Origin of the sequence: Paludibacterium paludis (assembly GCF_018802605.1) — a bacterium.
Lineage (GTDB): Bacteria > Pseudomonadota > Gammaproteobacteria > Burkholderiales > Chromobacteriaceae > Paludibacterium > Paludibacterium paludis.
Genome location: NZ_CP069161.1, coordinates 1388246 through 1413406 on the forward strand (window position 1 = coordinate 1388246; position 25161 = coordinate 1413406).

A 25161-nucleotide genomic window follows, 5' to 3' on the forward strand; every position below is an offset into this window, starting at 1 on the left:
GGCAAGACGGAAAGGCAACGATGCTGAACAGAACGGGCATGGCCGCGTGCGCGGCGGCGCTGGCGCTGGCCGGCTGCGTCATTCAGGAACCTCCGATCGTGAAGGGGCCGCTGACCGCGCGTCCGCAACCCCAGGCCCAGCCGCCCGGCAACGGCGGTTCGATTTTTCAGGTGGCGAGTTACCGGCCGCTGTTCGAGGATCGCATGCCCAACCAGGTGGGCGATACCCTGACCATCACTATCCAGGAAAAATCGTCCACCTCCGCGAGCGAGCAGGTCAACGAAAGCCGCAAGACCGCGATTTCCGAATCGATCAGCGCCGGCGTGCAGTTGCCGTTCATCCCCGGTTATCTGGAGAAGGCGCTGGGCGGCACGTCGCTGACCGGCAACGGCGCCGCCTCGCTGGCCGGTTCCGGCACCAACCAGGTGTCGACCACCTTCGTCAGCTCGATCTCGGTGACGGTGATCGAGGTGCTGGCCAACGGCAATCTGGTGGTCAGCGGCGAGAAAATGGTGCGCATCAATGGCGACACCGAATCGATCCGCCTGTCCGGCGTGGTCAATCCGCGCGACATCGCCGCCGATCGCAGCGTCTCGTCGCTGAAAGTGGCCGATGCGCGCATCGAGCAGCAGACCAAGGGCAACAACCGGCTGTACAACGAACCGGGATGGTTGTCGAAAATTTTCCTGTCCATCCTGCCATTCTGATAGCCTGTGCGTGCCGGTTCACTTGCAGGAAATATCATGAAACGTTTCATTCTCGGTCTTCTGGCCGCGCTCCTTGTGGCGCAGGCCGCGGCGGCCGAACGCATCAAGGACCTCGCCACCTTTGGCGGGGTCCGTCCCAACCAGCTGGTCGGCTACGGTCTCGTGGTCGGCCTGGATGGCAGCGGCGACAAGGCGAGTTCTTCGCCGTTCACCGCCCAGTCGCTCAACAGCATGCTCAATCAGCTCGGGGTGCAGATTCCCTCCGGCACCAAGCTCGACCCCAAGAACGTCGCGGCGGTCACCATGACCGCCACGCTGCCGCCCTTTGCCCGCACCGGTCAGCCGCTCGACGTCACCGTGTCGTCGATCGGCGACGCCAAGAGTCTGCGCGGCGGCACGCTGCTGCTCGCGCCGCTCAAGGGCGCCGACGGGCAGATCTATGCGATGGCGCAGGGCAATGTGGTGGTCGGCGGCGCCGGCGCCTCGGCCGGCGGCAGCAGTACCCAGGTCAACCAGTTGAGTGTCGGACGCGTGCCATCCGGCGCGACCGTGGAGCGCGAAGTGCCGACGCAGCTGGGCAACAACGGTGTGATCGATCTTGAATTGCTCAGCGCCGATTTCACCACCGCGGACCGCGTGGTGCAGGCGATCAACCGGCAGTTCGGCGCCGGCGTGGCGCGCGCCGTGGACGGCCGGCTCGTCGAGGTGCGCGCGCCGGTGGATGCCAATGCCCGGGTGCAGTTCCTGTCCCGCCTGGAAAATATTGCCGTCGACCCGGCAGATGTTTCCCCTCTGGTCATCATCAATGCCCGCACCGGTTCCATCGTGATGAACCAGGCGGTCAAGCTCGAACCTTGCGCGATCTCCCACGGCAACCTGACGGTGACGGTCAGCAACACGCCGCAGGTCAGCCAGCCCAATCCGCTGTCCGCCGGGCAGACCACCACGACCAATCAGGCCAACGTCAATGTCAATGCCCAGCCGGGGCGGGTGATCAGCGTGCCGCGCGGCACCAACTTGTCCCAGGTGGTCAATGCCCTCAACGCCGTCGGCGCCACGCCGCAGGATCTGGTCTCCATCCTTCAGGCCATGAAAGCCTCCGGCGCCTTGCGCGCCGATCTGCAGATCATCTGATTTTTCATGTTGGCCCGATTCTTGCTAGTTATTACGGGAGGAGGGCCGCATGAGCACGCAATTCACCGCAATCGATAACCTGGGAAGCCTGTCGTCCAGCGCGCTGGCGATGGATCCGAACGCTGTTGCCAGCAGCTTGCAAGGACGGATGCAGAAGGATCCCAGGGGCGCCGTCAAGGAAGTCGCCAAGCAATTCGAGGCGATGTTCCTCGACAACGTGATGCGCGCGATGCGGGCCACGCATTTCAACGACGAAGAAGACAGCAGCGAAATGAGCACCTGGCGCGGCATGCTCGACCAGCAGTGGTCGCAGGCGATGAGCGCCTCGGGCGGCGTGGGGCTGGCCGATGTGCTGAGCCGCCAGATCGCCCGCCTCGCGCGCCTGGAGGAGGATGGCGCCGCGGATGCCCGGGTGCGCACCTCGGGTCCGTCGGGCATGTTGCCGCAGGTGACGCGACGCGCGCTGGCGGCGTATGGCGCCGCTCTGCCCAAGGCCGATGCGGGCGCTCCGGCGGCCGCGGCCGCGCCGTCGGCGGAGAGCTCCGCGGCCGCGCGCGACCCGCGCTCCTTCCTTGGCGCCATGCTCGCCCAGGCGCGCGAGGCGGCCGCCAAACTCGGCGTGGCGCCCGAGTTCGTTGTCGCGCATGCGGCGCTGGAGAGCGGCTGGGGCAAGCGGGCGATCCGCATGCCGGACGGCAGCGACAGCCACAACCTGTTCGGCATCAAGGCCGGTTCCGAATGGACCGGCAAGACCGTGGACATCACCACCACCGAATACGTCAACGGCACGCCGCGCAAACAGGTGGAAAAATTCCGCGCCTACGACTCCTACCGGGAGGCGTTCAGCGATTACGCCAATCTGCTCAGCGGTTCGGCGCGTTACCGCAACGTGCTCAACCAGGGGCAGAACATCGCCGGCTTCGCGCAGGGCTTGCAGCAAGGCGGTTACGCGACCGATCCGCGCTATGCCCGCAAACTGGCCGACGTGGTGTCGACCCTGGCTCGTGCCTGAGGCACTGAAGTTTTCGTCCTTCGGGTCGATACAGTCTTGGAGGTGAACACATGGGAACCAACATCTTTTCTATCGGGGTCAGCGGCCTTAACGCCGCTCAGGTGGCGCTCAGCGTGGTGGGGCAAAACATCTCCAATGCCAATACTCCCGGCTATACCCGGCAGACGTTCGACCAGGCGTCGCGCCTGCCGCAGGACTTGGGCTTCGGTTTCATCGGCAAGGGCGTCGATGTCATCCAGGTGATGCGCAGCTACGACAAATATCTGGATGGCCAGGTGCTCAGCGCGCAGTCGACCAGCAATTACAACTCCAGCCAGTTGGGCCTGCTGAACCAGATCGACAGCCTGATGGGCAGCACCACGGTCGGCCTGACCGCCGGCCTGCAGGACTTTTTCGGGGCCTTGCAGACCGTCTCGAAAACCCCGTCGGACGCCTCCATCCCGTCGCGGACCACCGTGATCAACATGGCCCAGGCCCTGGTCAACAAATTCAAGACGCTCGACAACCGTATGCAGGAGATCCACGACGGGATCAACACCAACATCAAGTCCACGGTCGACAGCATCAATTCGCTCGCCCAGAAAATCGCCGATCTGAACACCCAGATCATGTCGCTGGCGAGCCCGGACAAGACCAAGCAGCCGAACGACCTGCTCGATCAGCGTGATAATGCGATGCAGGAGCTGAACAAGCTGGTGTCGGCCAAGTCGGTGCTGCAGCCGGACGGTTCCTACAGCGTGTTCATCGGCAACGGGCAGTCCCTGGTGATGGGCGCCACACCGATGACTCTGGCGACCCAGCCCAATCCGACCAATCCGCGCGATTTGCAGGTGGTGTATCCAAACCCCAACGGAACCGTGACGGTGATGGCCAATTCACTGATCCAGGGCGGTAATCTGGGCGGTTTGCTCAACGTGCGCGACAACACCCTGGTTCAGGCGGAGCAGCAGTTGGGCAATATGGCCATCGACTTTGCCACGGCGTTCAATTATCAGCAGAAACTCGGCCTGGATCTGGACGGCAACCCCGGCACGGCGATGTTCACCGACCTGACCTCGTTCGCCAGCAATCCGCAAAACGCCATCGCCAACATGGCCGTGCTGATGTCCGATCCCCGCCGCCTCGCCGCCGCCTCGAACATGACCGTCAATCCGGCCTCGATCTCCGGCAGCAACGGCATCACCGTGTCGGGTGTGTATCCGACGCTGCCGGCGAGCTACGGCTGGTCGAGCACCGGCACGCCGCCGGTCTACACCGCGCCGGACGTCACCCAGCATCCGTCACAACTGGGCGCGACCGGCAACATCGCGGTCAATGGCGCGACCATGAAGGCCGTCATCACCGGCGGTCCGATGCCGGGCACCTATAATGTGGTGGTCGATCCCAAGGTGCAGAACGGCTACAAACTGCAGGACAGCAGCACGCCGCCGAAGGATATCGGGGTCGGCTTCATGCTGTCCGGCCAGATGTCCAACACCATGCAGTTCACCATCACCCAGAATACCTCGACCACCTACGGCAAGGGCGACAACACCAACCTGCTGCAGATGCTCAGCCTGCAGACGGCCAAGGTGGTGGACAATGTGCGCAACGGCTCGGGCAACACCCTGCAGTCGTTCGGCACGGCTTATTCGACGGCGGTGAGTTTTGTCGGCAACCAGACCAGCAACGTCCAGCTGGCGAGCGCGGCCGCGGATACCGACTTGAAGCAGACGGTCCGGGCCCGTTCCGACGTATCGGGCGTGAACCTCGATCAGGAGGCCGCGGATCTGATCCGTTACCAGCAGGCCTACCAGGCGTCCAGCAAGGTGATCCAGATCGCCCAGACGATATTCGACAAGCTCTTGCAGCTGTGAAGAGCATGTTTAGGAGTGCATGATGCGCATCAGTACGTTTACCACCTACTACATCGGTTCGACCGACATGTCGAATCTGCAAAGCACGCTGCAAAAGCTGCAGATGCAACTGGATACCCAGAAACGGGTGGTCAATCCGTCCGACGACCCGGTGGCGGCATCGCAAATCCTGCAATTGTCGCAATCGAACGGCCGCAACGATCAGTTCATCACCAACAACAAGTCCGTCGAGTCGACGCTGGCGATTTCGGAAACCGCCATCGGCAATTCGATCAACGTGATGCGCTCGCTGAAGGAACTGGCGGTGCAGGCCGGGGGCGGCGGCCTGTCGGTCACGCAGTTGCAGTCCATGCAGGTGCAGGTGACCCAGTATTTCAATCAGCTGGTGGCCAACGCCAACACCACCGACGGGATCGGCACCTATCTGTTCGGCGGCAACAAGGACAACGCGCCGCCCTTCACCGCGGACAGCGCGCTCAACACCACCTACAACGGCGACACCGGGCAGCGCCTGGTGGAAATCAGCTCGTCGCGGCGCATTCCGACCAATGAGGTCGGATCGCAGGTATTCGGCAACACGCCCGCGTCGTCGAGTCCGACGGCGCTGTTCGACTCGGTCAAGGCGTTCCATGATCTTCTGGGGCAAAATCCCAAACCGGCCAACTTCGCGACCCAGCTGACCACCATCATGGGCAATATGGACGCGGCGTCGCAGAACCTGGTGAACGCCCAGGCGTCGATCGGTTCGCGCCGCAAGGAAAACGAGGATACCCAGAACACCGCGGAAGACGCGACCTTGCAGTACAAGAGCGCGATCAGCAATCTGCAGGATCTCGACCTGCCGCAGACCATCAGCGATTTTTCGCTGACCCAGGCGTCCTTGCAGTACTCGCAGCTGACCTTCAACAAGATCACCAGCCTCTCGCTGTTCAACTACATTTCCTGACGGACCGCGCGGCGCCGACGCGCCGCGCCTGTCAGTCCGCCGGCCCGACGACGATGCCGGCCCGCAAGCCCGGGCTGACCGACGGATTGGGGAAGAGGATGCGCTCCTCTCCGCCCGAGGCCACATAGCGGTGCTCGCCGTCCTCGGCGATCAGCATGCCGTCCGGCAGCGGCGTGAAATTCTCCACCGAATCTTCCAGATGCAGCACGAAGGCTTCGCTGTGCTTGATAATGTCGTAACGCGCCCGGAATAGCCGTGGGGGCGGCACGTCAGGATCGGTCGCGGCCTCGCCGGCGACAAGCCGGCGAATCGCCCTGTCGATGCCGGTGAAACGGGTCAGGTCGTTATGGCCGAACGGCCGGGCCTTGCCCAACTCCAGCGTGAAAGCCACCGCGCCGGATGTCCGGCTCGTGCAGTAGCTATAAGTCGGGGAGGGGGCGCTGTGCAGCAGCACGGCCCCGATGCCCGCGCCCGACAGCCAGCCCAGTTGCCCCCGGTCGGGCTGCGCCCCGTGCAGCCAAGGGCAGATGGCGAACCGCTCGAACACCGAGCCGCGGATCGCCGTGTGCAAATCCAGGTGCAGACGCGCCACCCCGGCCGGCGCCTGAGCGAAAAAGCCGGCCGACAGCGCCTCCAGTTGAGCCGCCCGCGCCGCTTCGCGCGCACCGCCATGCCGCCGGTGCGCGCCGTCGAACAGCCGGTTCATGTCGTAATCGAGGTAGCGCTCGCCAATGCGCAGCGCCGCGGGATTGGCCAGCTGAATCATCAGATGGCAACCCAGCACGACCTTGTCGGCCAGAATGTCCCTGACGAGAAAATCGAGCAGTTCCACCGGCGCCGTTTCGTTGCCGTGCACGCCGGCGGACAGCAGCACGCGCGGCGCGAACTCGTTCGCCGGCGCAAGGCAGAGAACGCCTTCGGCGACATGCTCCATCCTGCCGCCGTTGTTCAGGGGCAGCGGTGTGGGCAGCGAGGGCTGTCCGCCCAGTGTCAGGGCCAGAAACTCCATGTCGGTCACTTCATCCAGTCGGGTTTGCGTTTGTCGAGGAAGGCCTGGATGCCTTCGCGGCCTTCGGCGCTGGTGCGCACCCGGACGGTCGACTCGATGCCGGCGGCGATGGCCTCCTCGCTGGCGCCGAGTTTGCCGATGCGGTTGACGAGCCGTTTCGCCTCGGCCATCGCCGCCGGGCTGTTGACCAGCAACTGGCTGATGGCGTGGGTGACGGCGGTGTCGAGCTCGTCCGCTTCGAGCACTTGATGCAGCAGGCCGAGCCGTTTGGCCTTGCCGGCGTTGAAGCGCTCGGCCGTCATGAAATAGCGGCGCGTGGCGCGCTCACCGATCGCCCGGATGATCCAGGGGGCGATGACCGAGGGCACGACGCCAAGCTTCACCTCGGAAAACCCGAACAGCGCCTCGGACACGCCGATGGCCACGTCGGCACAGGCGATCAGCGCGGCGCCCGGGCCGAAGGCCGAGCCCTGCACCCGCGCGATCAGCGGTTTGTCTAGGTTGTCGAGGGCGGTCAGCAGGCGGACCATCTGGCCGGCCTGATAGCGGATTTCCTCGGCGCCCGCCTGGGTCAGCCGGCGGGTCCATTCGATATCGTGGCCGATCGAAAAGTTGATGCCGCGTCCGGTGAGCACCACGGCGCGGATAGAGTCGTCCTCGGCCAGGGTTTCCACCGTCGCCAGCAGAAAACCGATGGTGTCGCCGTCCAGCGCGTTATGCACTTCCGGGCGATTGAGACTGACCGTCGCGACACCCTGAAGGTCGACGGCGAGCGTAACTGGGTCTGTCATGATGAACCGGTCCTTGGTGGGTCAGGGTTGGCAAAAGGCGATGATCGAACGGGCGAACGCCTCCGCCGCTTCAATATGCAGCACGTGGCCGGCTCCTGGCAACTCTTCCCGCACCGCGCCGGGAATCAGGCCGGCGATCAGATTGGCCTGGTAAAGCGGGGTGAGCCGGTCTTCGGTGCCGATCAACACTTTGACAGGCAGGGCGAGATCGCCAAGCCAGGTTCGCGCGTCGTGTTCGCGCACGCCGTTCATCAGTCTGACCACCGCCGGCCAGTCGACGCGCGCGGCGATGGTTTTCAGTTCATCGAGCGCGCCGGGGTGGGCGGCGAGAAAACGGCTCGAGAACAGCCAGGGAATGCTGATCGTGTAACGCAGATCCACGCCGCCGGCGGTATTGGCTTCGGTCCAGCTTTGCATCGCGGCGAGGCTGGCGTCATCGGCCCAGGCGAGGGTTGCGGCCAGAAGCAGGGTGCGGATGCGCGCGCGGTGGCGCCGCGCGAAGTGCTGGGCGACCATGCCGCCGTAGGACAGTCCGACGACATGGGCCGTGTCCAGTCCGACGTGGTCGAGCGCGGCGGCGGCGATATCGGCCTGCATCGCCAGATCGTAGCGCGGCAGATCCGGGCGGTCGCTTTGCCCCTGTCCGAGAAAATCCAGCCGGATCAGGCGGTAGCGCGCTTCCAGCATCGGCTGCAGCAAAGCCCACGACGCGGTCGACATGGTGATGCCGTTGAACAGGATCAGCGGCTCCGCGCCGTGTCCGGTCTCCTCGATCTGGATGGCATGGCCCTGATAGCGCAACGTCGGCATGGCGTGCTCCCGTGATGTGGTCGGCAACGTAAGGAAAATCGAGTGTACACGCTTAAGTGTAGGGCGGAGTCGGGTGTATTGCCAATGTCATCGAATATGGCTTTCCCTGTAACAACACCTGCTCATTACATAAATATGTCATGAAATGGGAGTATTTTTTCCGTCTTTATCGCGGATGGTATCGGGTATTCATGGAAGCACTAACGGTCGACGTCCTTCCCGCGCGCAGCGGCGCCTCGCCCTGCCTCGACCTCGAACGCATTATCGGCGAGCGACGCTTGCAGCCGGTGTTTCAGCCCATCGTGGATCTGCAGACCGGGACGGTGCTCGGTTTCGAGGGACTGATACGCGGGCCGTCTGACTCGGCGCTGCATTCTCCTGTCAGCCTGTTCGAGCATGCGGCCCGCTGCGGGCTTGGCGTCGCGCTGGACCGGACCTGCCGGCGCGTGACCACCGAACGGTTCGCCGAGCTGGCATTGCCGGGCCTTTTGTTTCTCAACATCAATCCCGAGACGCTGCTCGCCCCCGACCACCGTCCCGGCGAAACACTCGGGTTTCTTGCGCGGATCGGATTGCCGGCGGAGCGCATCATCATCGAGCTGACCGAGACGCATCCCAATTGCAGCTATCTTGCGCTCAGGGAGGCGACACGCCACTACCGGGACAGCGGGTTTCGCATCGCGCTGGACGATCTTGGCGAAGGATTTTCCAATCTGCGCCTGTGGTCGGAGTTGCGCCCGGATCTGGTCAAACTGGACAAGCATTTCGTGCAAAACATCCAGCACGATCCGCTCAAGGAGCAATTTGTCCGCTCCATGGTGGACATCGCGCGCGAGTCCGGCGCGATGCTGGTGGCCGAAGGCATCGAGTCGCCGGCCGAATTGCGCACCTTGCGCAATCTTGGCGTCAGCTACGGCCAGGGTTACCTGATCGGCCGGCCGCTCGCGGTTCCGGCCCTTGAATTGCAAGCCTCGATCGACGGCGTGGTCTGGACCGGCAACCGCAGCCGCAGTCCCATCCGCCAGGCGCCGGTGGCCGGCGACCTGCTGATCGAGGCGACCGCCCTGACGCTGACCGACAATAACGAAACCGCCTATCAGCATTTCGCCAATGATCCGGATCTGTTCGCCATCCCCGTGCTGGAAAACGGAGTGCCGGTGGGACTGTTGCGGCGCCAGCATTTTCTGGAGAGTTTCGCCCGGCCGTTCAATCGCGAACTGTATGGCAAGAAAAGCTGCCGCGTCATGATGGAAAAGCACCCGCTGGTGGTCAACGCGGAGATGAACATCCACGATCTGTCCAGCCTGGTGGTGTCATCGGGGCGCAAGTATCTGACCGACGGTTTCATCATCACCGGGCAGGGGCGTTACCTCGGGATGGGTACCGGTTTCGACCTGATGCGCAAGATCAACGAATTGCAGATTTCGGCCGCGCGCTATGCCAATCCGCTGACCGGGCTGCCCGGCAGCGTGCCGATCAACGAAACCATCGACCGGCTTTTGGAGGCCGAGTTGCCGTTCGTGGCGGCGTACGCCGATCTGGACAATTTCAAGCCGTTCAACGACCTGTACGGCTATGCGGCCGGGGACGAGCTGATCGAGCTTGTCGGGGATATCCTGGTGGATCTGGCCGATCCGGATCGGGATTTTGTCGGTCATGTCGGCGGCGACGATTTTGTGTTGTTGCTGCAAAGCGCCGACTGGAAAAACCGCCTGGACACTCTGACCGCGCGGTTCGATCTGGCTGTGCGCGAGTATTTCGAACCGCGGCATCTGGCCGCCAACGGTTTCGAGATTCTCGACCGTCGCGGCGAGTTGATGTTTTTTCCGCTGACATCGGTATCGGTCGGCGTGTTGTGCGTGCGTCCGGGACGCTACCGTTCCTACCACGAAGTGGCCGCGGCGATGGCCGATGCCAAGAAAATGGCCAAGAAAATGGCCGGCAGCGCGATCTTCGTCGAACGGCGCGCGTAATAGGGTAGGGCGGCGGGTTCAACCATTAAGTTTTTCTAATGCGGGTCACAAAATTTTTTGCTTGTGATCTGGTGTGATGTTGTTACAATCCGCCCTCGCTTCGCCGCACGCACCGCCGTCCCGCTTGGGCCGGCCCCGCGTGGCGGCCTGACAATTCGCATCGCTCCGACATCCCGGGCCCACATAAAAGCTTCCAAGCCTGAAAGCCGTGCACTAAGGAGCGGGTTCTCCATTTGTTTCGAACGAGGAAACACTCATGGCCTGGACTGTGGCTGACAGCCGGAACCTGTACGGTATCCGGAACTGGGGGGCGGGTTACTTCGACATCGGCGGCAACGGTTGCATCACCGTACGCCCGAATGTGCGCTCGGACCGGGAAATCAATCTTCATCAACTGGTGGAGGAACTGGGCGGGAAAGGGCTGGATCTGCCCTTGCTGGTCCGCTTCCCCGACATTCTCCAGGACCGCGTCACCAGCCTGTGCCGGGCTTTCGACAAGGCCATCGATCAGGCCGGCTACGGCAACCGCTACACCGCGCTCTACCCGATCAAGGTCAACCAGCAAGAAGCCGTGGTCAAGAGCATCATCGCCACCTCCGATGTGTCCATCGGCCTTGAGGCCGGCTCCAAGCCGGAGCTGATGGCGGTGCTCGCCTTGTCGCCGCGCGGCGGCACGATCGTCTGCAACGGCTACAAGGACCGCGATTTCATCCGCCTCGCCCTGATCGCCCAGCGTCTTGGCCACAATGTCTTCATTGTGATCGAGAAAGAGTCCGAGGTGGACTTGGTGATCCAGGAGTCCAAGAAGCTCGGCGTCGAGCCGAAAGTGGGCATGCGCGTGCGCCTGTCGTCGCTGGCATCGTCCAAATGGGCCGATACCGGCGGGGAGAAGGGCAAGTTCGGCCTGTCGGCCGCGCAGCTGATTTCGGCCACCGACAAGCTCGCCGCCGCCGGACTCGCGCAGTGTGTGCGTCTGCTGCATTTCCACATGGGTTCGCAGATCGCCAATCTGAGCGACTACCGCGCGGGTTTCCGCGAGGCGATCCGCTACTTCGGCGAATTGCGCAAGCTTGGCATGCCGCTGGATCATATCGATGTCGGGGGCGGTCTGGGCGTCGATTATGACGGCACGCATTCGCGCAATTCCTCGTCGATCAACTACGACATGGACGAATACGCGCAGACCATCGTGACGATGCTGAGCGAATTCTGCGATCAGAACGGCATTCCGCATCCTCGCATCATGTCGGAGTCCGGGCGCGCGATGACGGCCCACCACGCCGTCCTGATCATGAACGTCACCGATGTCGAGCGTCTGCCCGATACCATGCCGCGCATCGATGACGCGGCCGGCCTGTCGCGCCCGGTGCGCAAGCTGATCGATCTGGCGTCGCACGATAATGAAGAGACCTTCACGGAGACGTATTACCGCGCCACGCAGCTGGTGTCGGATGTTTCCGAACTCTATGCGGAAGGCCGTGTCTCGCTGAAGGAAAAGGCGCTGGCCGAACAGGTGCACGCCGCCCTGTGCCGTCGTCTGCACCGCTGCCTGCAAGCGTCGCAGCGCTCGCAGCGCCAGATGTTCGACGAGCTGACCGACAAGCTCGCCGACAAGTACTTCTGCAATTTCTCGGTGTTCCAGAGCCTGCCGGACACCTGGGCCATCGATCAGGTGCTGCCGATCATGCCGCTGCACCGTCTGCGCGAACAGCCGACGCGCCGCGCCGTGCTGCAGGATCTGACCTGCGATTCGGACGGCAAGGTCAAGCACTATGTGGACCAGCAGAGCATCGAGTCGAGCCTGCCGGTGCATGAAATCTCCGAGGGCGAACAATACCTGATCGCGGTATTCCTCGTCGGGGCCTACCAGGAAATCCTGGGCGACATGCACAACCTGTTCGGCGACACCGACTCGGTGAACGTGTATGTCCGCGAGGGTGGCCGTCTGGAGTTCGCCGGCATCGAAGAGCACGACACCATCGAAGACATGCTGCGCTACGTGCACCTGTCGCCGGAAGAGCTGGTGTCGCGCTATGAGGAAAAGACCCGGGAAGCCGGTCTCGCCGACGAGGAGCGCGAAAGCTTCCTTGCCGAATTCACCCGTGGTTTGAAGCAATCGTCCTACCTTGCCGTGTGATCGTCGGGGCAAGGAACGGGGCCGGCATATGCCGGCCCTTTTTTCTGTTGCTCACGCCGCGCGGCATTCCGCGCTCCAGCCTGCCACGCGTTCAAGTTCCGCCTCCAGCCCGGCCAGCGTTTCCGCGACATCGGCGTTTCCCGCCTTGCCGTGCTTTTCCAGGGTTTCGGCGATCAGCCCGATCGCCATGGCGCCGACCATCCGGCTCGCGCCCTTGATACGGTGGGCGAACCAGGCGATGCGCTCGGGCTGGGCATCGGCCACGGCCTGCCGAAGTTCGGTCATGTCCTCTTCGTTGCTCGACAGAAAATCGTCGATGATCTCGCACTCGATGGACAGATCCCCGTTGCTGTACACCGCCAGCACACTGCGGTCGATGATACCTCCCTCGCCGCCGGCCTGTGGCTGCGGCGCCTCCATCTCCTCTGCCGTGGCGTCCTGCGCGATTTCCGGCGCATCGCCCAGCCACTTGTCGACCATGGCGCGCAGCGCTTCAAGCCCCAGCGGCTTGGTCAGAATATCGTTCATGCCCGCCGCGAAGGAACGCTCGGCTTCCTCGCGCGCCGCATTGGCGGTGCAGGCGACGATCGGCACTTCGCGCGCCGCGCGGTTTTCCTGCTCGTCGCGGCGGATGGCCTCCGCCAACTGATAGCCGTCCATATAGGGCATGTGGCAGTCGGTCAGCACCATCGAATAGTTGCCTTCCTTCCACCGCTCCAGCGCTTCCTGACCGTCTTCGGCGACCACGAAGGGCAGTCCGAGCAGACCCAGCTGCTTCATGGTCAGCTTGCGGTTGGTGGCATTGTCCTCGACGAACAGAATGGGCGCGATAGCGCGCTGCGCCAGTGCGTGCGAGGGCAGACTCGATGCCGTGCCGGTATCTTTGCGCGGTAATAGCGCCGGGTCGGCTTTTTCGACGGTCAGTTCCAGAATCGCCGTCGTGCCGTGCCCGGGTTCGCTCTCCAGATGGATCGATCCTCCCATCATTTCCGCCAGCCGTTTGCAGATGGCGAGTCCCAGCCCCGTCCCTCCGAAGCGGCGCGTGGTGTCCGACTCGGCCTGGGTGAACGGCTGCATCAGGTGCGCCATGTTTTCCCGCGAGATGCCGATGCCGGTGTCCGATATGGCAAAGCGCAGGCTCTGCCGGCGCGTATCCTGATCCTGCACGGAGATGGACAGCTCCACGGACCCGGCCTGGGTGAATTTGATCGCATTGCTCAGGAAGTTGTGGAGGATCTGGCGGATCCGCAAGGGATCGATCCAGACCGCTTCGGCGACGCCCGGATCGACCCAGCTGTTGAACCACAGGTTTTTGCGCGAGGCGACTTCACGGTACAGATCGTGGACGCTCGTGCCGATCTCCCTGAGCGATGCCGCTTCCATGTTCAGGTCGAGTTTGCCCGCCTCGATCTTGGAGAAGTCCAGAATATCGTCGATCAGACGCAAGAGGGAACGCGCCGATTCCTGGATGGTCGAGACCGTGTCTTTTTGCTCGCCGTCCAGCGGGCTGAGCGTCAAGAGCTCCAGCATGCCCAGCACGCCGTTCATCGGCGTGCGGATTTCGTGGCTCATCGCCGCGAGAAAGGCGCTCTTGGCGCGGTTGGCGCTGTCGGCAAGATTGCGGGCGTTTTCCAGTTGCTGCTCGCGGTCCTTGAAGTCGGTAATGTCGGTGAACACGCCGACATAACCCAGACCGATGATCAGCCGGTCGGTGGCCTGATACCAGCGCCCGGCGACCTGCAACTGAAAAACACTTTCGAAGGAGTGGTGACGCCGGACACGCTCCCGGATCCATTCCTCGGTGTCGAATCCTTCGCTGAATTCGCCGTTTCTGACCGCCATCGCCACAATATCGGCGAAATTGCAGCCGATGAGTTCGGCGGCCTTGATGCCGGGCTGCACCACGTCCGCGTAGCGCTGGTTGCACAGCACCAGCTTGTCGTTCATGTCGTAAAAGACAAAACCTTCGGAAATCGATTCGATGGCGGTGATCATCTGGTAGCGCGCTTCCGCGGCTTCATCGCGCGCTTCGCGCAGCGCGATTTCGTCATGCTTGCGCGCCGTGGTGTCGATGCAGGCGACGATGGCGCCGCTTTGCCCCCCGTCGTCCTGCAGGCTGCGCAATTCGAACATGACCCAGATGCGTCGTCCATCCTCGGTCAGGCACTGCACTTCGCAGCTGCCCGGTTCGCCATTGGCCGCTTCCGCCTCGAGCAATCCGGCCAATTGGGCGCACCCTTCCTCGTCACTGATCAGCTCGAACAGATGCCGGCCAGGCAGGCCCGGCTCGCTGACGGCGAAGATGCGTTCCGCCGCGAGGTTCGAGCGGGTAATGGCGAATTGGTCGGTGATTTGTAGCAGTCCGACCGGCGATGCGCTGAAAATCAACTGTTGTTCGTGCACCGCCTGGCGCATTTGCAGATCGCTTTCCTGGCGCAGTTCTTCTCCCTCCAGGAATGTCATGATGCCACCATAAGCGGCCGACCAGGGTTCGAGCACCGACGACAGATGTTCCAGCGCGGGGTTTTTCAGGCATGCCAGCGCGATGATGGAGGCACCGAGCCGGATCGGCACCGCCACCCATTCGTCGTTCAGGTGGAAGCGTTTTTCCTTGGGGGAAAGGCCGGGCAGGCGCTCGGCGATCATGGTCTGCAAGGAATCCACCGGGATGTCGGCGCTGTCGCCCTGAAGACACAGAATGGACAGGCGGTCCGTTGCTTCGTCCATCTGGAACAGTACGCCATTCTGGCTGTACAGATAGTCGACCAGCACGGTGAACAGGGCGAAGAGCGTCGAGACCGGTTCGATGCGCAAAAAGATCGATTCTTCGACATTCGCTATCGCCGCCATCAGGTTGAGACTGCGCTCGTTGGCCTGCTCGGCAAGGCGCCGCTGGTGATCGTCCCGGATCGTCACCAGCGCGGTATTGGGCAGATTGCGAAGATTCAGCGGCGCGATCGACGCCCGCATGTAAAAGCGGGGCCGATGCTCGGGAATGACTTCGCCTTTCATGTCGACCATTTCGCTGAACGGGTAGGTGTGCCAGTCCGGATTGCCGTCGTGCGATGGGTCGAGGCTGATCAGGGTATCGACATGCCGGTCCAGCAGCTGCTCGTGCGGAATATTGAACAGCCGCTGGGCTCCCTGATTGGCCATGATGATGCGCGACTGCCCGTCGATGATCAGGATGGCCTCAGACGCCGCGTCCTGGATGGCCTCGAGGGCGCGCAGCGGTTTGAGTACCCGGTTTTTGATAAGCCATAGCAGCGACAGGCTCAAGGCCAGCGAGAGAGCGCCAAGACCGATGTCCTTGACGAGTTGCCGGAGTACGTCATCCCGGTGCGCGCCGATCGCCGCTTCGGCCCGGTCCGCCACTTTCATCGCCGTGTCGCTGATCAGCGCAAGATCCGTCTCCAGTTCCTGGCGGGCCGCATCGCCCGACAGGGTTAATGGCCGGATTTGCTTGAGCTCGCCAAGCTGGGTTTGCGACAGGGACTCCACACGGTCGAGCATGCGGGTCATGTCCTGCAGCGCCGGTGTCAATTCCGGCGCATGAAGCTGCCGTGCCTCGCTATTGAGCTTCTCCATGTAGGCATTGCCTTGCTCGCGGCTGCGCATGATATCCATTTCCGCGGAGCTGTTGAGCGGTCTTTCCAGTTCGGCGCGCGAGACAAGGCCGGCGGCCTGATTGGAGATGGAGCGGCGCACCAGCCACAGATCCACTTTGACATTGGTCAGTTGGTTGATCGTCGGCTCGTCGGTGATTTGCAGTTTGCGCGACATATCGATCACGTAATCGCTGATGCTGTCCAGCTCCCGGGCCTGGGCGAGGGTGGTGGCATACGCGAGGGACTGATCCGGCGCGTGCGGACGGTGGGCAAGATACAGATCGACTTCCCGGCGCATGCGCAGCAACTGCTCATGGGCGTCGGCGATGCGCGCTTGCATGGCGGGGTTGGAAATGCGGGTCAGCTCCCTGCCGCCAGCCTGTGCCCGGGCCAGCGATTGCTCCGTTTGCTCGCGCCAGCTCTTCAGGCGGCGGATTTCCAGCGGGTCGGGCTCCGATGTCCGGGAGAGCAGTGTCAGAGTCAGCGCCCTTTCCTTGTCCAGATTGTCGGCGGCGTTCAGATAGTCGCGCACCACCTCGTTGAGCGTCATCAGATCGCTGGATTGCCGGTAGTGCGTCCAGGAGGAGAGGGTCAGTCTTCCGAATGCCGCCAACTGTAGAATCAGCAAGGTGATGACCAGAACGACCACGGTGCGCCGCATGGTGGTGGCGCGTGAGTGCTGGCCGAGCGATTTCATGGCTGTCTCCGTCCGTCACTGGTTGACCAGTGGATCCGCCGGGGCGTCCGCCGCCGCATCCGCTTCGGCCGGGGGCGGCTCGACATGGACTTTGTGCACCCCATAACGATCCTGGAATTCCCGCAATGCATGAATTTGCGGTTGGGTAAGACGCGCGCCCTTGGGCAGAATGAGGATTCCCGTGCCGCTCATCAGGGGCCGGGCGAGGATGGCGCCGGGTCGCACCTGGGCCAGCGAGCGCTCTTCACCCGCGTCTTCGAGGGCAATTTGTTCCGATGCGATGTTGACATAGGCCATCGGAAATTCGACCTTGTCGTAAGGTGTGCCTGTTGCAATATGGTAAAAGGCGAAGAGATCCATTTCGGGCCGCGGTCTGCCCATCGCTCCATCAATGGTTTTTTCGATATTGGCCGGCGTGGGGGGTTTGACGATGAAACCGTCGGCAAAAAATTTCGCGGCGGTGACAATGGTTTGTTTTTCCGGATGACCGGAAAGGAAAACGAAGGGAAGCGTGCCCGGATTACTGGTACGTCCGCAGCGCACTTCCTTGAGCAGATCGACCCCGCTCATGCGGCTCATCTGCACATCGCACAGCACCAGATCGACTTGGCGGATATCCAGCACGCGCAACGCGGTCTGCCCGTCGGCGGCCTGGGAAATGTTGTCCCCGCGGAATCCCATGGCTTTGAGGGCCTGGCTGACCAGCGTCCTGACCAGTTGCTGGTCGTCGACGATCAAAATACGGATGGTCGAGAAGTCAACACTCATCTCCGACTCCCTGTGGTGGGGCTTAATTAATGAATAGCGTGTTGTGACACGCCTGACAATCGGTGTCGTCATATGTTGAACGATTTTCAGGAAAAAGCCATGAGGCAAGTCATTTGTCGGAAGATGTTTAAATCCATGCCTCGCCGGGCCTGGTTTCCACTGTTTTTCCTGATAAACGCACGAGTAGGGGTGTGAGGAGGCGTCGTCTTCGACGGACGGCGCTACCGCGTCAGGGCGTGAAACTCGCGCGGTATTGGCTTACCCAATCCGCGGGAGTAGTTCATAATGTCGGTATCAGATCAATGTTGGCGGCTCTCCCCTGGTGGCACGGCCGCCTTTCTCGTTTCAGGAACAGGTATGGAAGCAGTACGCTTGTCCAAGCGTCTGGCCGAGCTGGGCATTTGCTCGCGGCGCGAAGCGGACAGCTATATTGAAAAAGGTTGGGTCAAGGTCGACGGAGAAGTCGCCGTGCTGGGGCAGAAAGTCACGCCCGAACAGCGCATCGAACTGGATCGCCAGGCCCGCGAGGCCCAATCGTCGCGCGTGACCATTTTGCTCAACAAACCGGTGGGGTATGTGTCCGGGCAGCCGGAGAAAGGCTACCCGCCCGCCGTCGCGCTGATCACCGGCAGCAGCCGCTGGATCGAGGATCGCGCATCGCAGAAATTCTCCCCGGCCCATCTGAAGGGGTTGGCTCCGGCCGGCCGTCTGGACATCGATTCGGTGGGCTTGCTGGTGCTGACCCAGGATGGCGTGGTGGCCAAACGCCTGATCGGAGAAAACTCCCAGGTGGAAAAGGAGTATCTGGTGCGGGTTTCCGGGCAGATGATTCCGGACGGACTGGCTCTGCTCAATCACGGACTGTCGCTGGACGGCGAGGCTCTGCGTCCTGCCAAGGTGGTATGGCAGAACGACGATCAGCTGCGCTTCATCCTGCGCCAGGGTAAAAAACGCCAGATCCGGCGCATGTGCGAACAGGTCGGACTGACGGTGACGGGACTCAAGCGCGTGCGCATCGGCAAGGTGATGCTCGGCAATCTGCCGCCGGGGCAGTGGCGTTATCTGCGCGATGACGAAGTCTTCTGACCGGCGGACCACAGGGGAGCGCTGACATGTTCGGATGGCTCGCGCACTGGTTGTACGGGACGGGAAAGCGGCCCGATCCGGCCGTGCTCGACAAGATCGTGGATCGCACCGATCCGCGGTTGCGCCTTTTATCCGGGTATGAACGCGCGTTGGGCAAGGGCGCTGGAACCAGCCTTGCGTTCTGCGCGGCGCTGGGAGGGCGGCTTGGCGAACCGCTTCCCCTGTCCTTGCGCAGTTTCACCACGGACCGTCGCCTCGGGTTGTTTTTTTCTTCGCCGGCGAGTCTTCTGTCGGCGCTCGAACACTCCGGGTCGCTCTCGGATTTTTTCTCGTCGCCAAGCCTGGGCGACGAGGCTCACGCCTTGTTGTTGATGCAGCGCACCGAAAAGCAGCGCTTCGGCCGCGAAGAGCGCAACGGCGAGGTGGTCAACGATGTGGCGCAGACGGTGGTCAGCTTCGACCGGCACCGGATCGTGCTGGCCAGTCCGTCGCGCGACGCCTTGCTCGCGGCCTTGCCCGGACGCGGCCTGGAAGTGCTGCTGGCCGTGGCGAGCCGCCATCTGGCCAACGAAGGCCGGGTGAAGACCGAGCTGGAAAGCGAGCTCATGCATATCGACATGAAGCTGGCGACGCTTGCCCATCCTGCCAACAGTATCACTCAGGGGTTGCCTTCCGGCTGCCGCCCCTTGCCCGACAGCCGGCACGCCCTGGAAGTCTTGCGCCGCGATACACAAAAGCGGCTTACCCTGATCAAGCGCATGACCGAACTGCCGGGAGTGCTCCAGACCGTGCGTCATATTCTCGAGCATCCCGACGATTATTTCCGGCTGCGCCCGGCGCGGCTCGCGCTCGACCGCATGGGAGTGCTCCAGCCGGACGGGGCGGAAGGGAGCGACATCACCCGCATCGATCTTGAAGAAGTCATGCTGGGCCATGGCGAGCCGTTTTGCCGGGCCGTGGTGCCGGTCACGATTACGCGCTCCGCCTTGCTCGAACTGCGTCAGGGATTCGGCGGCGAGGCGGCGCTGTCATCCTGAACGTAATGGGGCCTAAGATTCCGACTATTCTCCTGTAGCCTTGTTTGCATTCGTGTTCCCCTCGCCCCGGAACGCGTTGCATTTCTGCCAACATGGTACCCGTGATCGATTATCTGACCGGGTGCTGCGGATATGTTGCTTGTTGACCTGACTGAAAACCCCCTTGGCCTTTCCCCTTCGGCGCGCAGTGCCGTCCTGCGAGAGGTTTCCTGCCTGCATGCCTTTCCCGACGGCGCTGCCGACGCGCTGCGGCATCGATTGGCGGCGCATCTGCGTCTGCCTGCCCGGTGCGTGCTGCCCGGAGCCGGTTCGTCGGACGTGCTGGGCATGGCCCTGTCGACGCTCGTGTCCGGTCACTCCCGCCTGATCTGCCCGGCTTTGCTGCCGCCTCATGTCGAGACGCTGGTCAATGCAAGCGGGCTGTCCGTGGAGCGAGTCAGAGAGGCGGATGGCTGGCAGCCGTCGCTGGATAGTCTGGCCCGGGCCGTCTGCGGCCAGGATGATGCGCCGATCGTGTATCTGCCGTATCCCGATAGTCTCGGCGGCGGTTGCCATGATTCTGATGAGCTGGCGGCCTGGCTGCGGGCGCAGGCCGGGCGGGCCGTGACGATCGTGGACGAAAGCTATATCGAGTTTTACGACGGCCATGACGCCCTGTCGATGGTGTCGCTGGTGCGCGAAGGAATGGCCGGCATGCTGGTGTTGCGTTCCTTTTCGCATGCCTACGGGCTTGCCGGAGTCCGGGCCGGCTATGGACTGGGCGACAGCGCTCTGGTGGGGGCCTGCGCCCGCCGGATGCGGCCTTACCCGATCAGCCTGCCCGCCCTGGCGGCTTGTCTGGATGCGCTCGATAACCCGGAGTGGCTGTCGCAAAGCCGGCTGTTTGTCCGTGTCGTGCGGGATTTCCTGGGGGAGCGCCTGAGCGCGATGCAGGCGGAGGTGCGCGATTGCGGGCTCAATTTCCTGTTGCACCGGCTGGAGGTTCCCGAGGAGCGCCTGGCCGGCGCATTGACGGATGCCGGCTGGCCCTCGGTTCGCCGCATAGGGGGAATGGATGGCTGGGCCCGGGTTGGCGCGTCGACGATCGAGACAGCGGGACGCTATCTGGAGGTGCTGGACCGTTGCCGTTCCGCCTTGTCCTAATCCTCTCCCGCATTCCCCCGTTTTTTCCGGCTTTTGCCCCCAAAGGGGCGGCATGACGCGAGTTAACGGCCAGGTGGATCGGTGCGGGGCGGGTTTTCTTTGAGGGGAGCCGTGGCGCAGGTATAGTGATGCCAAATGATCGCCCTGCGCTTGCGACTTCGGAAGGATGCCCGGATGAACCGATTGCGTATCAGTACCGACAATGCCGAACTGGACATCGCTTTGATCCACCGTTTTTTGGCGGAGGAATCGACCTGGTCGAGGAATATCGGGCGCGACAGAGTGGAGCGGGCCATCGCCCATTCGCTTTGTTTTGGCGCCTACCTGGATGGCGGGCAGGTGGGGTTTGCCCGCGTGATCTCGGATCGCGCGACCTTCGCGAACCTGGTCGATGTGTTTGTGCTACCCCAATGGCGCGGCCGCGGCATCAGCCGCGCGCTCATGGGCGCGGTGCTGGCGCATCCCGATTTGCAGGGCTTGCGCCGTTTCACTCTGGCCACCTCGACGTCGCGGGGGTTGTACGAGAAGTTCGGCTTCACGTCCCCGGCGCGTCCGGACACCCTGATGGAGCGGTATTTCCCCGATATCTACGCGCCTTCCTGCCAGGGCTGACCGCGCGGTTCGCCGTGGCGGGACAAAGAAAAACCCCCGCCGGGGCGGGGGTCGGTATCACGCTCAGTCGCGCGGTGCGCGGGAGCTGGTGTTGGCGCTGCGCGGCGCGCGCTTGGCGTAGCCGCTGCCGGGCTTGCGGTCGGAGCCGTAGCCCTGGCCTTGTCCGTGACGGCGCTGGCCGCTGTGTCCGCCGGGCTTGCCGTTGTGACGGCGCTGGCCACCCTTGGGCGGACGGCGCGTCGGCTCCATGCCGTCGATCACGCCTTCGGTGATCTGGCGCTTCAGGTACTGCTCGATGCGGCGTACGCGATGGAACTCGCGGGTCTCGGCCAGGGTGATGGCGATGCCGTCGCGGCCGGCGCGGCCGGTACGGCCGATGCGGTGCACATAGTCCTCGGCCTGCTTGGGCAGGTCGTAGTTGACCACGTGGGTGATGGTCGGCACGTCGATGCCGCGCGCGGCGACGTCGGTGGCGACCAGCACGCGGATGCGTCCGCGGCGCAGGTCGTTCAGTGTGCGGTTACGCCAGCTTTGCGGCATGTCGCCGTGCAGGCAGGCGGCCGAGTAGCCGAGGTCCGACAACTTGTCGGCCAGTTCTTCGGAGCCGATCTTGGTGGCGGTGAAGATCACCGCCTGGTCGAAGCCGGCTTCCTTCAGAATGTGCTCGAGCAGGCGATCCTTGTGACGCTGGTCGTCGGCGTAGAGCAGGTGTTCCTCGATCTTGCCGCCGTCATCAACGCGTGCGATTTCGATGCGCTTCGGATCGCGGGTCAGGGTCTGGGCAAGACGGCCCACATTGCCGTCGAGCGTCGCGGAGAACAGCACGGTCTGGCGTTCGGCCGGAGTGGCGGCAACGATGGTTTCGATATCTTCGATGAATCCCATGTCCAGCATGCGGTCAGCTTCGTCGAGCACCAGCATTTCGAGACGGGAGAAGTCGACGCGGCCCTGACGCATGTGATCCATCAGGCGGCCAGGAGTGGCGACCATCAGATCGACCGGGCGGGACAGCGCGCGGGTCTGGAAGCCGAACGAGGCGCCGCCGACGAGGCAGGCGGTGCGCAGCCAGCGCAGATTCTTGCCGTACTCGAGGGCGTTCTTTTCCACTTGCTGGGCGAGTTCTCGCGTCGGGGTCAGCACCAGAACGCGCGGGCCGATGCCGCTGCCCTGGGAGCGCACGGTCAGCTTTTGCAGGGCGGGCAACAGGAAGGCGGCCGTTTTGCCGCTGCCGGTCTGGGCGGAGACCAGAAGATCGCTGCCAGCCAGCGCCGCAGGGATGCTTTCGCCCTGTACGGGGGTGGGGCTGGTGTAGCCGGTTTCTTCGAGGGCACGGGTAATGGCGGGCGCGAGTCCCAGATCGGAAAACAGCATTAATATCCTTTCGTTCCGGAGGATTCCGGCGTCACATTGGCCTGGTTGTAGGCGGTGGTTTTTGCGATCCCGTCAATGGATCGGCTGACTCATCGGCACCAACCAGGCAAGCGGCGAACAGCGGTCCGTACGAAGGTTTTCCGTGGACGAAGCCTGAAATAAGGTCAGGGACGATGAAACTGGGCTTGTGCCGAGAAGCGGCACGACAGCGGTCAAAAACTTTAGAGGGCGCAATACTACGGTAATTCAAACCGGTTGGCAAGAGAAAACTGCAAACAGGGCGGGTAAGTCCATGATTTGTCGCCGTCTTGTGACAGGTGTTTGGCATGTTTACTTATCATGGATTTTCCGGCGGGGCGCCGGGGCGCCTCAGTGGGAGCGGATGAACTGCTTCACCAGATTGCGCACCACGTCGGTTTCGAACGGCTTGTTGCAGATCGCCGAAACGCCGGCATCCTGAACCGCGGCAAGCTTGTTCGAATCCGCTTCGCTCGACACCATCAGGATCGGTACCGAGCTTTGCATGCTTTGCGAGCGGATGAATTCGGTGAGGGCCCGGCCGTCCATCTGCGGCATGTTGTAATCGGTGACCACCAGGTCGAACAGGGTGTTTTCCAGGTGGGTGATCGCGTCGCGGCCATTGTAGGCCTCGGTGATACGTTCGAAGCCGATGCGCTCGAGCACGGTGCGGATGTGACGCCGCGCGGTGAGGCTGTCGTCGACGATGAGCACGGCCAGTTCCGCGAAGTCGATATCCGTTTCCTGATCGTCCTCGGCGTTGAGGAAATCCAGCGTGTTGCGCAGCGCCTTTTCCATTTGCCGGGTCGAAAAGGGCTTGGGCAGGATCGCCATGGTGCCCGCCTGGCGCACCGGGTCGATATAGTCGGGGTTGGTTTCGCTGGAAACCAGGATGAAGGGCAGCTCGGCCGTGTCGTCGCTGGCGCGCAGCCGCAAGACCAGATCGGTGCCGGTCATGTCGTCGAGGTAAAAGGCGCTGATCACCACATCGGCCGGGCCGCGGGCCAGCGCGTCGAGGAGGTCGGAGCCGGAACTGCACTGGAGTATCTGGTCGATGCCCAGTTCCGCAAGGGATTGGCGGATGATGTTCGCCTGCACGCCGGACGGTTCGACCAGCGCGACGATCAGATGGGGCAGTTCCAGCATGGCATGTCTCGCAAAAAGGGAACGGGGCTACAGTTGGCAGTGTAGCCCAGCTATCCCGGGGAGACTACGGAAATCACGCGTCCTGGTGGTAGCGGGTGACGATTTCCACTTCCTCTTTCGAGCCGAGGAACACGGCGACGCGTTCGTGCAGGGCTTCGGGCTGGATGGCCATGATGCGCTCGCGTCCGTTGGTCGCCATGCCGCCGGCCTGCTCGATGATGAAGGCCATCGGATTGCCTTCGTACATCAGGCGCAGCTTGCCTTTCTTTTCCGGTTCGCGGGCATCGCGCGGGTACATGAAAATGCCGCCCCGCGTGATGATGCGATGCACTTCGGCGACCATGGAGGCAACCCAGCGCATGTTGAAATCGCGTCCCCGCGGGCCGGTGCTGCCGGCGAGCATTTCTTCCACGTAGCGTTTGACCGGGGGTTCCCAGTGGCGCCAGTTGGACATGTTGATGGCGAATTCGCCGGTGCGTTCGGGAACGCGCATGTCGCGGTGGGTGAGGACGAAGCTGCCGGTTTCGCGATCCAGGGTGAAACCGTGCACGCCGGCGCCCCAGGTCAGCACCAGCATGGTCTGCGGACCGTAGACCGTGTAGCCCGCGGCGACCTGGCGGGTGCCGGGCTGCAGGAAGCTCTCTTCGGAGGCGTGCTCGGTGCCTTCCGGGCAGCGCAGCACGGAAAAGATGGTGCCCACGGAAATGTTCACGTCGATGTTCGACGACCCGTCCAGCGGATCGAAAAGCAGAAGGTAGTCACCCTTCGGGTATTCGCCCGGAATGTGATACGGCAGCTCCATTTCTTCGGACGCCATCGCCGCCAGACTGCCGCCCCACTCGTTGGCGTCGAGCAGGTAATCGTTGGCGATCACGTCGAGTTTTTTCTGGGCTTCGCCCTGGATGTTGCCGGTTCCGGCCTCCCCGAGCACGCCGGCCAGCGCGCCCTTGTTCACGGAGTAGCTGATGGCCTTGCAGGCGCGTCCGACGGTTTCGATCAAAAGACGCAGCTGGGGCGGCAGGCTGCCGCCTTTGCGCTGTTCCTCGATGAGGAAGCGGGAAAGGGTGATTCGGCTCATGGGGTCCTCGGGAAGACGGAGAAAGGCCGGCCCGACCGGGCCAGGCCGCAACGGGGCCATTATACCGGAACGGGGTCGGTCCGGATACGGTATGCCTTGCGCCCGTCAAACTACGGGTCTGGCGGGTGTTGACGTTGGCGTAAACTGTCATGCTGCGATGCGGTCAAAATTCTTCCCATCGCATTCGCATCGAAGTAGAATGGGAGAGGCAGAGAGACCGAA

19 protein-coding genes are annotated in these 25161 nt (G+C 63.1%); 11 read left to right on the forward strand and 8 right to left on the reverse strand.

What is annotated here, in order from left to right; genetic code table 11:
• Positions 1-20 precede the first annotated feature (20 nt).
• Genes JNO50_RS06385 through flgL form a run of 5 tightly spaced genes read left to right on the forward strand, consistent with a single transcriptional unit; the run spans position 21 to position 5655 of the window.
• Positions 21-707, forward strand: coding sequence for a flagellar basal body L-ring protein FlgH (locus JNO50_RS06385; protein WP_229804475.1), 687 nt, complete (start codon positions 21-23; stop codon positions 705-707).
• Positions 708-743: 36 nt separating this feature from the next.
• Positions 744-1841 carry a flagellar basal body P-ring protein FlgI gene (locus JNO50_RS06390; protein WP_189531140.1) on the forward strand — a complete coding sequence of 366 codons (1098 nt, stop codon included), beginning with the start codon at positions 744-746 and terminating at the stop codon, positions 1839-1841.
• A gap of 49 nt (positions 1842-1890) precedes the next feature.
• A complete protein-coding gene (gene flgJ / locus JNO50_RS06395) occupies positions 1891-2853 on the forward strand; it encodes a flagellar assembly peptidoglycan hydrolase FlgJ (protein WP_189531138.1) in 963 nt (320 codons plus the stop codon).
• Positions 2854-2903: 50 nt separating this feature from the next.
• Positions 2904-4709, forward strand: a complete 1806-nt coding sequence (gene flgK, locus JNO50_RS06400) for a flagellar hook-associated protein FlgK (RefSeq protein WP_189531137.1) — start codon at positions 2904-2906, stop codon at positions 4707-4709.
• Between the two features lie 19 nt (positions 4710-4728).
• Positions 4729-5655: a flagellar hook-associated protein FlgL gene (gene flgL / locus JNO50_RS06405; protein ID WP_229804470.1), complete on the forward strand. Its 927-nt coding sequence runs from the start codon at positions 4729-4731 to the stop codon at positions 5653-5655.
• 31 nt (positions 5656-5686) lie between these two features.
• Here flgL and astE read toward each other — a convergent pair whose 3' ends face one another.
• From astE to JNO50_RS06420, 3 genes are read right to left on the reverse strand one after another with little or no spacing between them, the layout of a single operon-like run.
• Entirely contained in the window at positions 5687-6664 is a 978-nt protein-coding gene (gene astE / locus JNO50_RS06410; protein ID WP_189531135.1) for a succinylglutamate desuccinylase, read from the reverse strand.
• 5 nt (positions 6665-6669) lie between these two features.
• Positions 6670-7455, reverse strand: coding sequence for an enoyl-CoA hydratase-related protein (locus tag JNO50_RS06415; protein ID WP_189531133.1), 786 nt, complete (start codon positions 7453-7455; stop codon positions 6670-6672).
• Positions 7456-7476: 21 nt separating this feature from the next.
• On the reverse strand, positions 7477-8265 hold the full coding sequence (locus JNO50_RS06420; RefSeq protein ID WP_189531131.1) for an alpha/beta fold hydrolase: 789 nt from the start codon (positions 8263-8265) through the stop codon (positions 7477-7479).
• Positions 8266-8456: 191 nt separating this feature from the next.
• Here JNO50_RS06420 and JNO50_RS06425 point away from each other — a divergent pair, with 191 nt between their 5' ends.
• Positions 8457-10238 (forward strand): GGDEF domain-containing protein, encoded by a 1782-nt coding sequence (locus JNO50_RS06425; RefSeq protein WP_189531129.1) that lies wholly within the window; start codon positions 8457-8459, stop codon positions 10236-10238.
• 256 nt (positions 10239-10494) lie between these two features.
• A complete protein-coding gene (gene speA / locus JNO50_RS06430) occupies positions 10495-12375 on the forward strand; it encodes an arginine decarboxylase (RefSeq protein ID WP_189531127.1) in 1881 nt (626 codons plus the stop codon).
• 51 nt (positions 12376-12426) lie between these two features.
• Here speA and JNO50_RS06435 read toward each other — a convergent pair whose 3' ends face one another.
• Together JNO50_RS06435 and JNO50_RS06440 are read right to left on the reverse strand one after the other, a co-directional pair.
• Complete coding sequence (locus tag JNO50_RS06435) at positions 12427-16680, reverse strand: ATP-binding protein (RefSeq protein WP_189531125.1); 4254 nt, start codon at positions 16678-16680, stop codon at positions 12427-12429.
• A gap of 15 nt (positions 16681-16695) precedes the next feature.
• Positions 16696-17448, reverse strand: a complete 753-nt coding sequence (locus tag JNO50_RS06440) for a response regulator (protein ID WP_189531122.1) — start codon at positions 17446-17448, stop codon at positions 16696-16698.
• Positions 17449-17805: 357 nt separating this feature from the next.
• Between JNO50_RS06440 and JNO50_RS06445 the strand changes: the two genes are divergently transcribed.
• From JNO50_RS06445 to JNO50_RS06460, 4 genes are all read left to right on the forward strand, one after another.
• Positions 17806-18534: a pseudouridine synthase gene (locus tag JNO50_RS06445; protein WP_189531121.1), complete on the forward strand. Its 729-nt coding sequence runs from the start codon at positions 17806-17808 to the stop codon at positions 18532-18534.
• A 26-nt stretch (positions 18535-18560) separates the two neighbouring features.
• A complete protein-coding gene (locus JNO50_RS06450) occupies positions 18561-19571 on the forward strand; it encodes a hypothetical protein (RefSeq protein ID WP_189531119.1) in 1011 nt (336 codons plus the stop codon).
• A gap of 132 nt (positions 19572-19703) precedes the next feature.
• A complete protein-coding gene (locus JNO50_RS06455) occupies positions 19704-20714 on the forward strand; it encodes a pyridoxal phosphate-dependent aminotransferase (RefSeq protein WP_189531117.1) in 1011 nt (336 codons plus the stop codon).
• Positions 20715-20888: 174 nt separating this feature from the next.
• Positions 20889-21326 carry a GNAT family N-acetyltransferase gene (locus JNO50_RS06460; protein ID WP_189531115.1) on the forward strand — a complete coding sequence of 146 codons (438 nt, stop codon included), beginning with the start codon at positions 20889-20891 and terminating at the stop codon, positions 21324-21326.
• Positions 21327-21389: 63 nt separating this feature from the next.
• Here JNO50_RS06460 and JNO50_RS06465 read toward each other — a convergent pair whose 3' ends face one another.
• The 3 genes from JNO50_RS06465 to JNO50_RS06475 all read right to left on the reverse strand — a co-directional run bounded on the left by JNO50_RS06465 (position 21390) and on the right by JNO50_RS06475 (position 24939).
• Positions 21390-22703, reverse strand: coding sequence for a DEAD/DEAH box helicase (locus JNO50_RS06465; protein ID WP_373298293.1), 1314 nt, complete (start codon positions 22701-22703; stop codon positions 21390-21392).
• Between the two features lie 363 nt (positions 22704-23066).
• Positions 23067-23861, reverse strand: a complete 795-nt coding sequence (locus JNO50_RS06470; RefSeq protein ID WP_189531111.1) for a response regulator transcription factor — start codon at positions 23859-23861, stop codon at positions 23067-23069.
• 73 nt (positions 23862-23934) lie between these two features.
• Positions 23935-24939, reverse strand: a complete 1005-nt coding sequence (locus tag JNO50_RS06475; RefSeq protein WP_189531109.1) for a class 1 fructose-bisphosphatase — start codon at positions 24937-24939, stop codon at positions 23935-23937.
• Between the last annotated feature and the right edge of the window lie 222 nt (positions 24940-25161).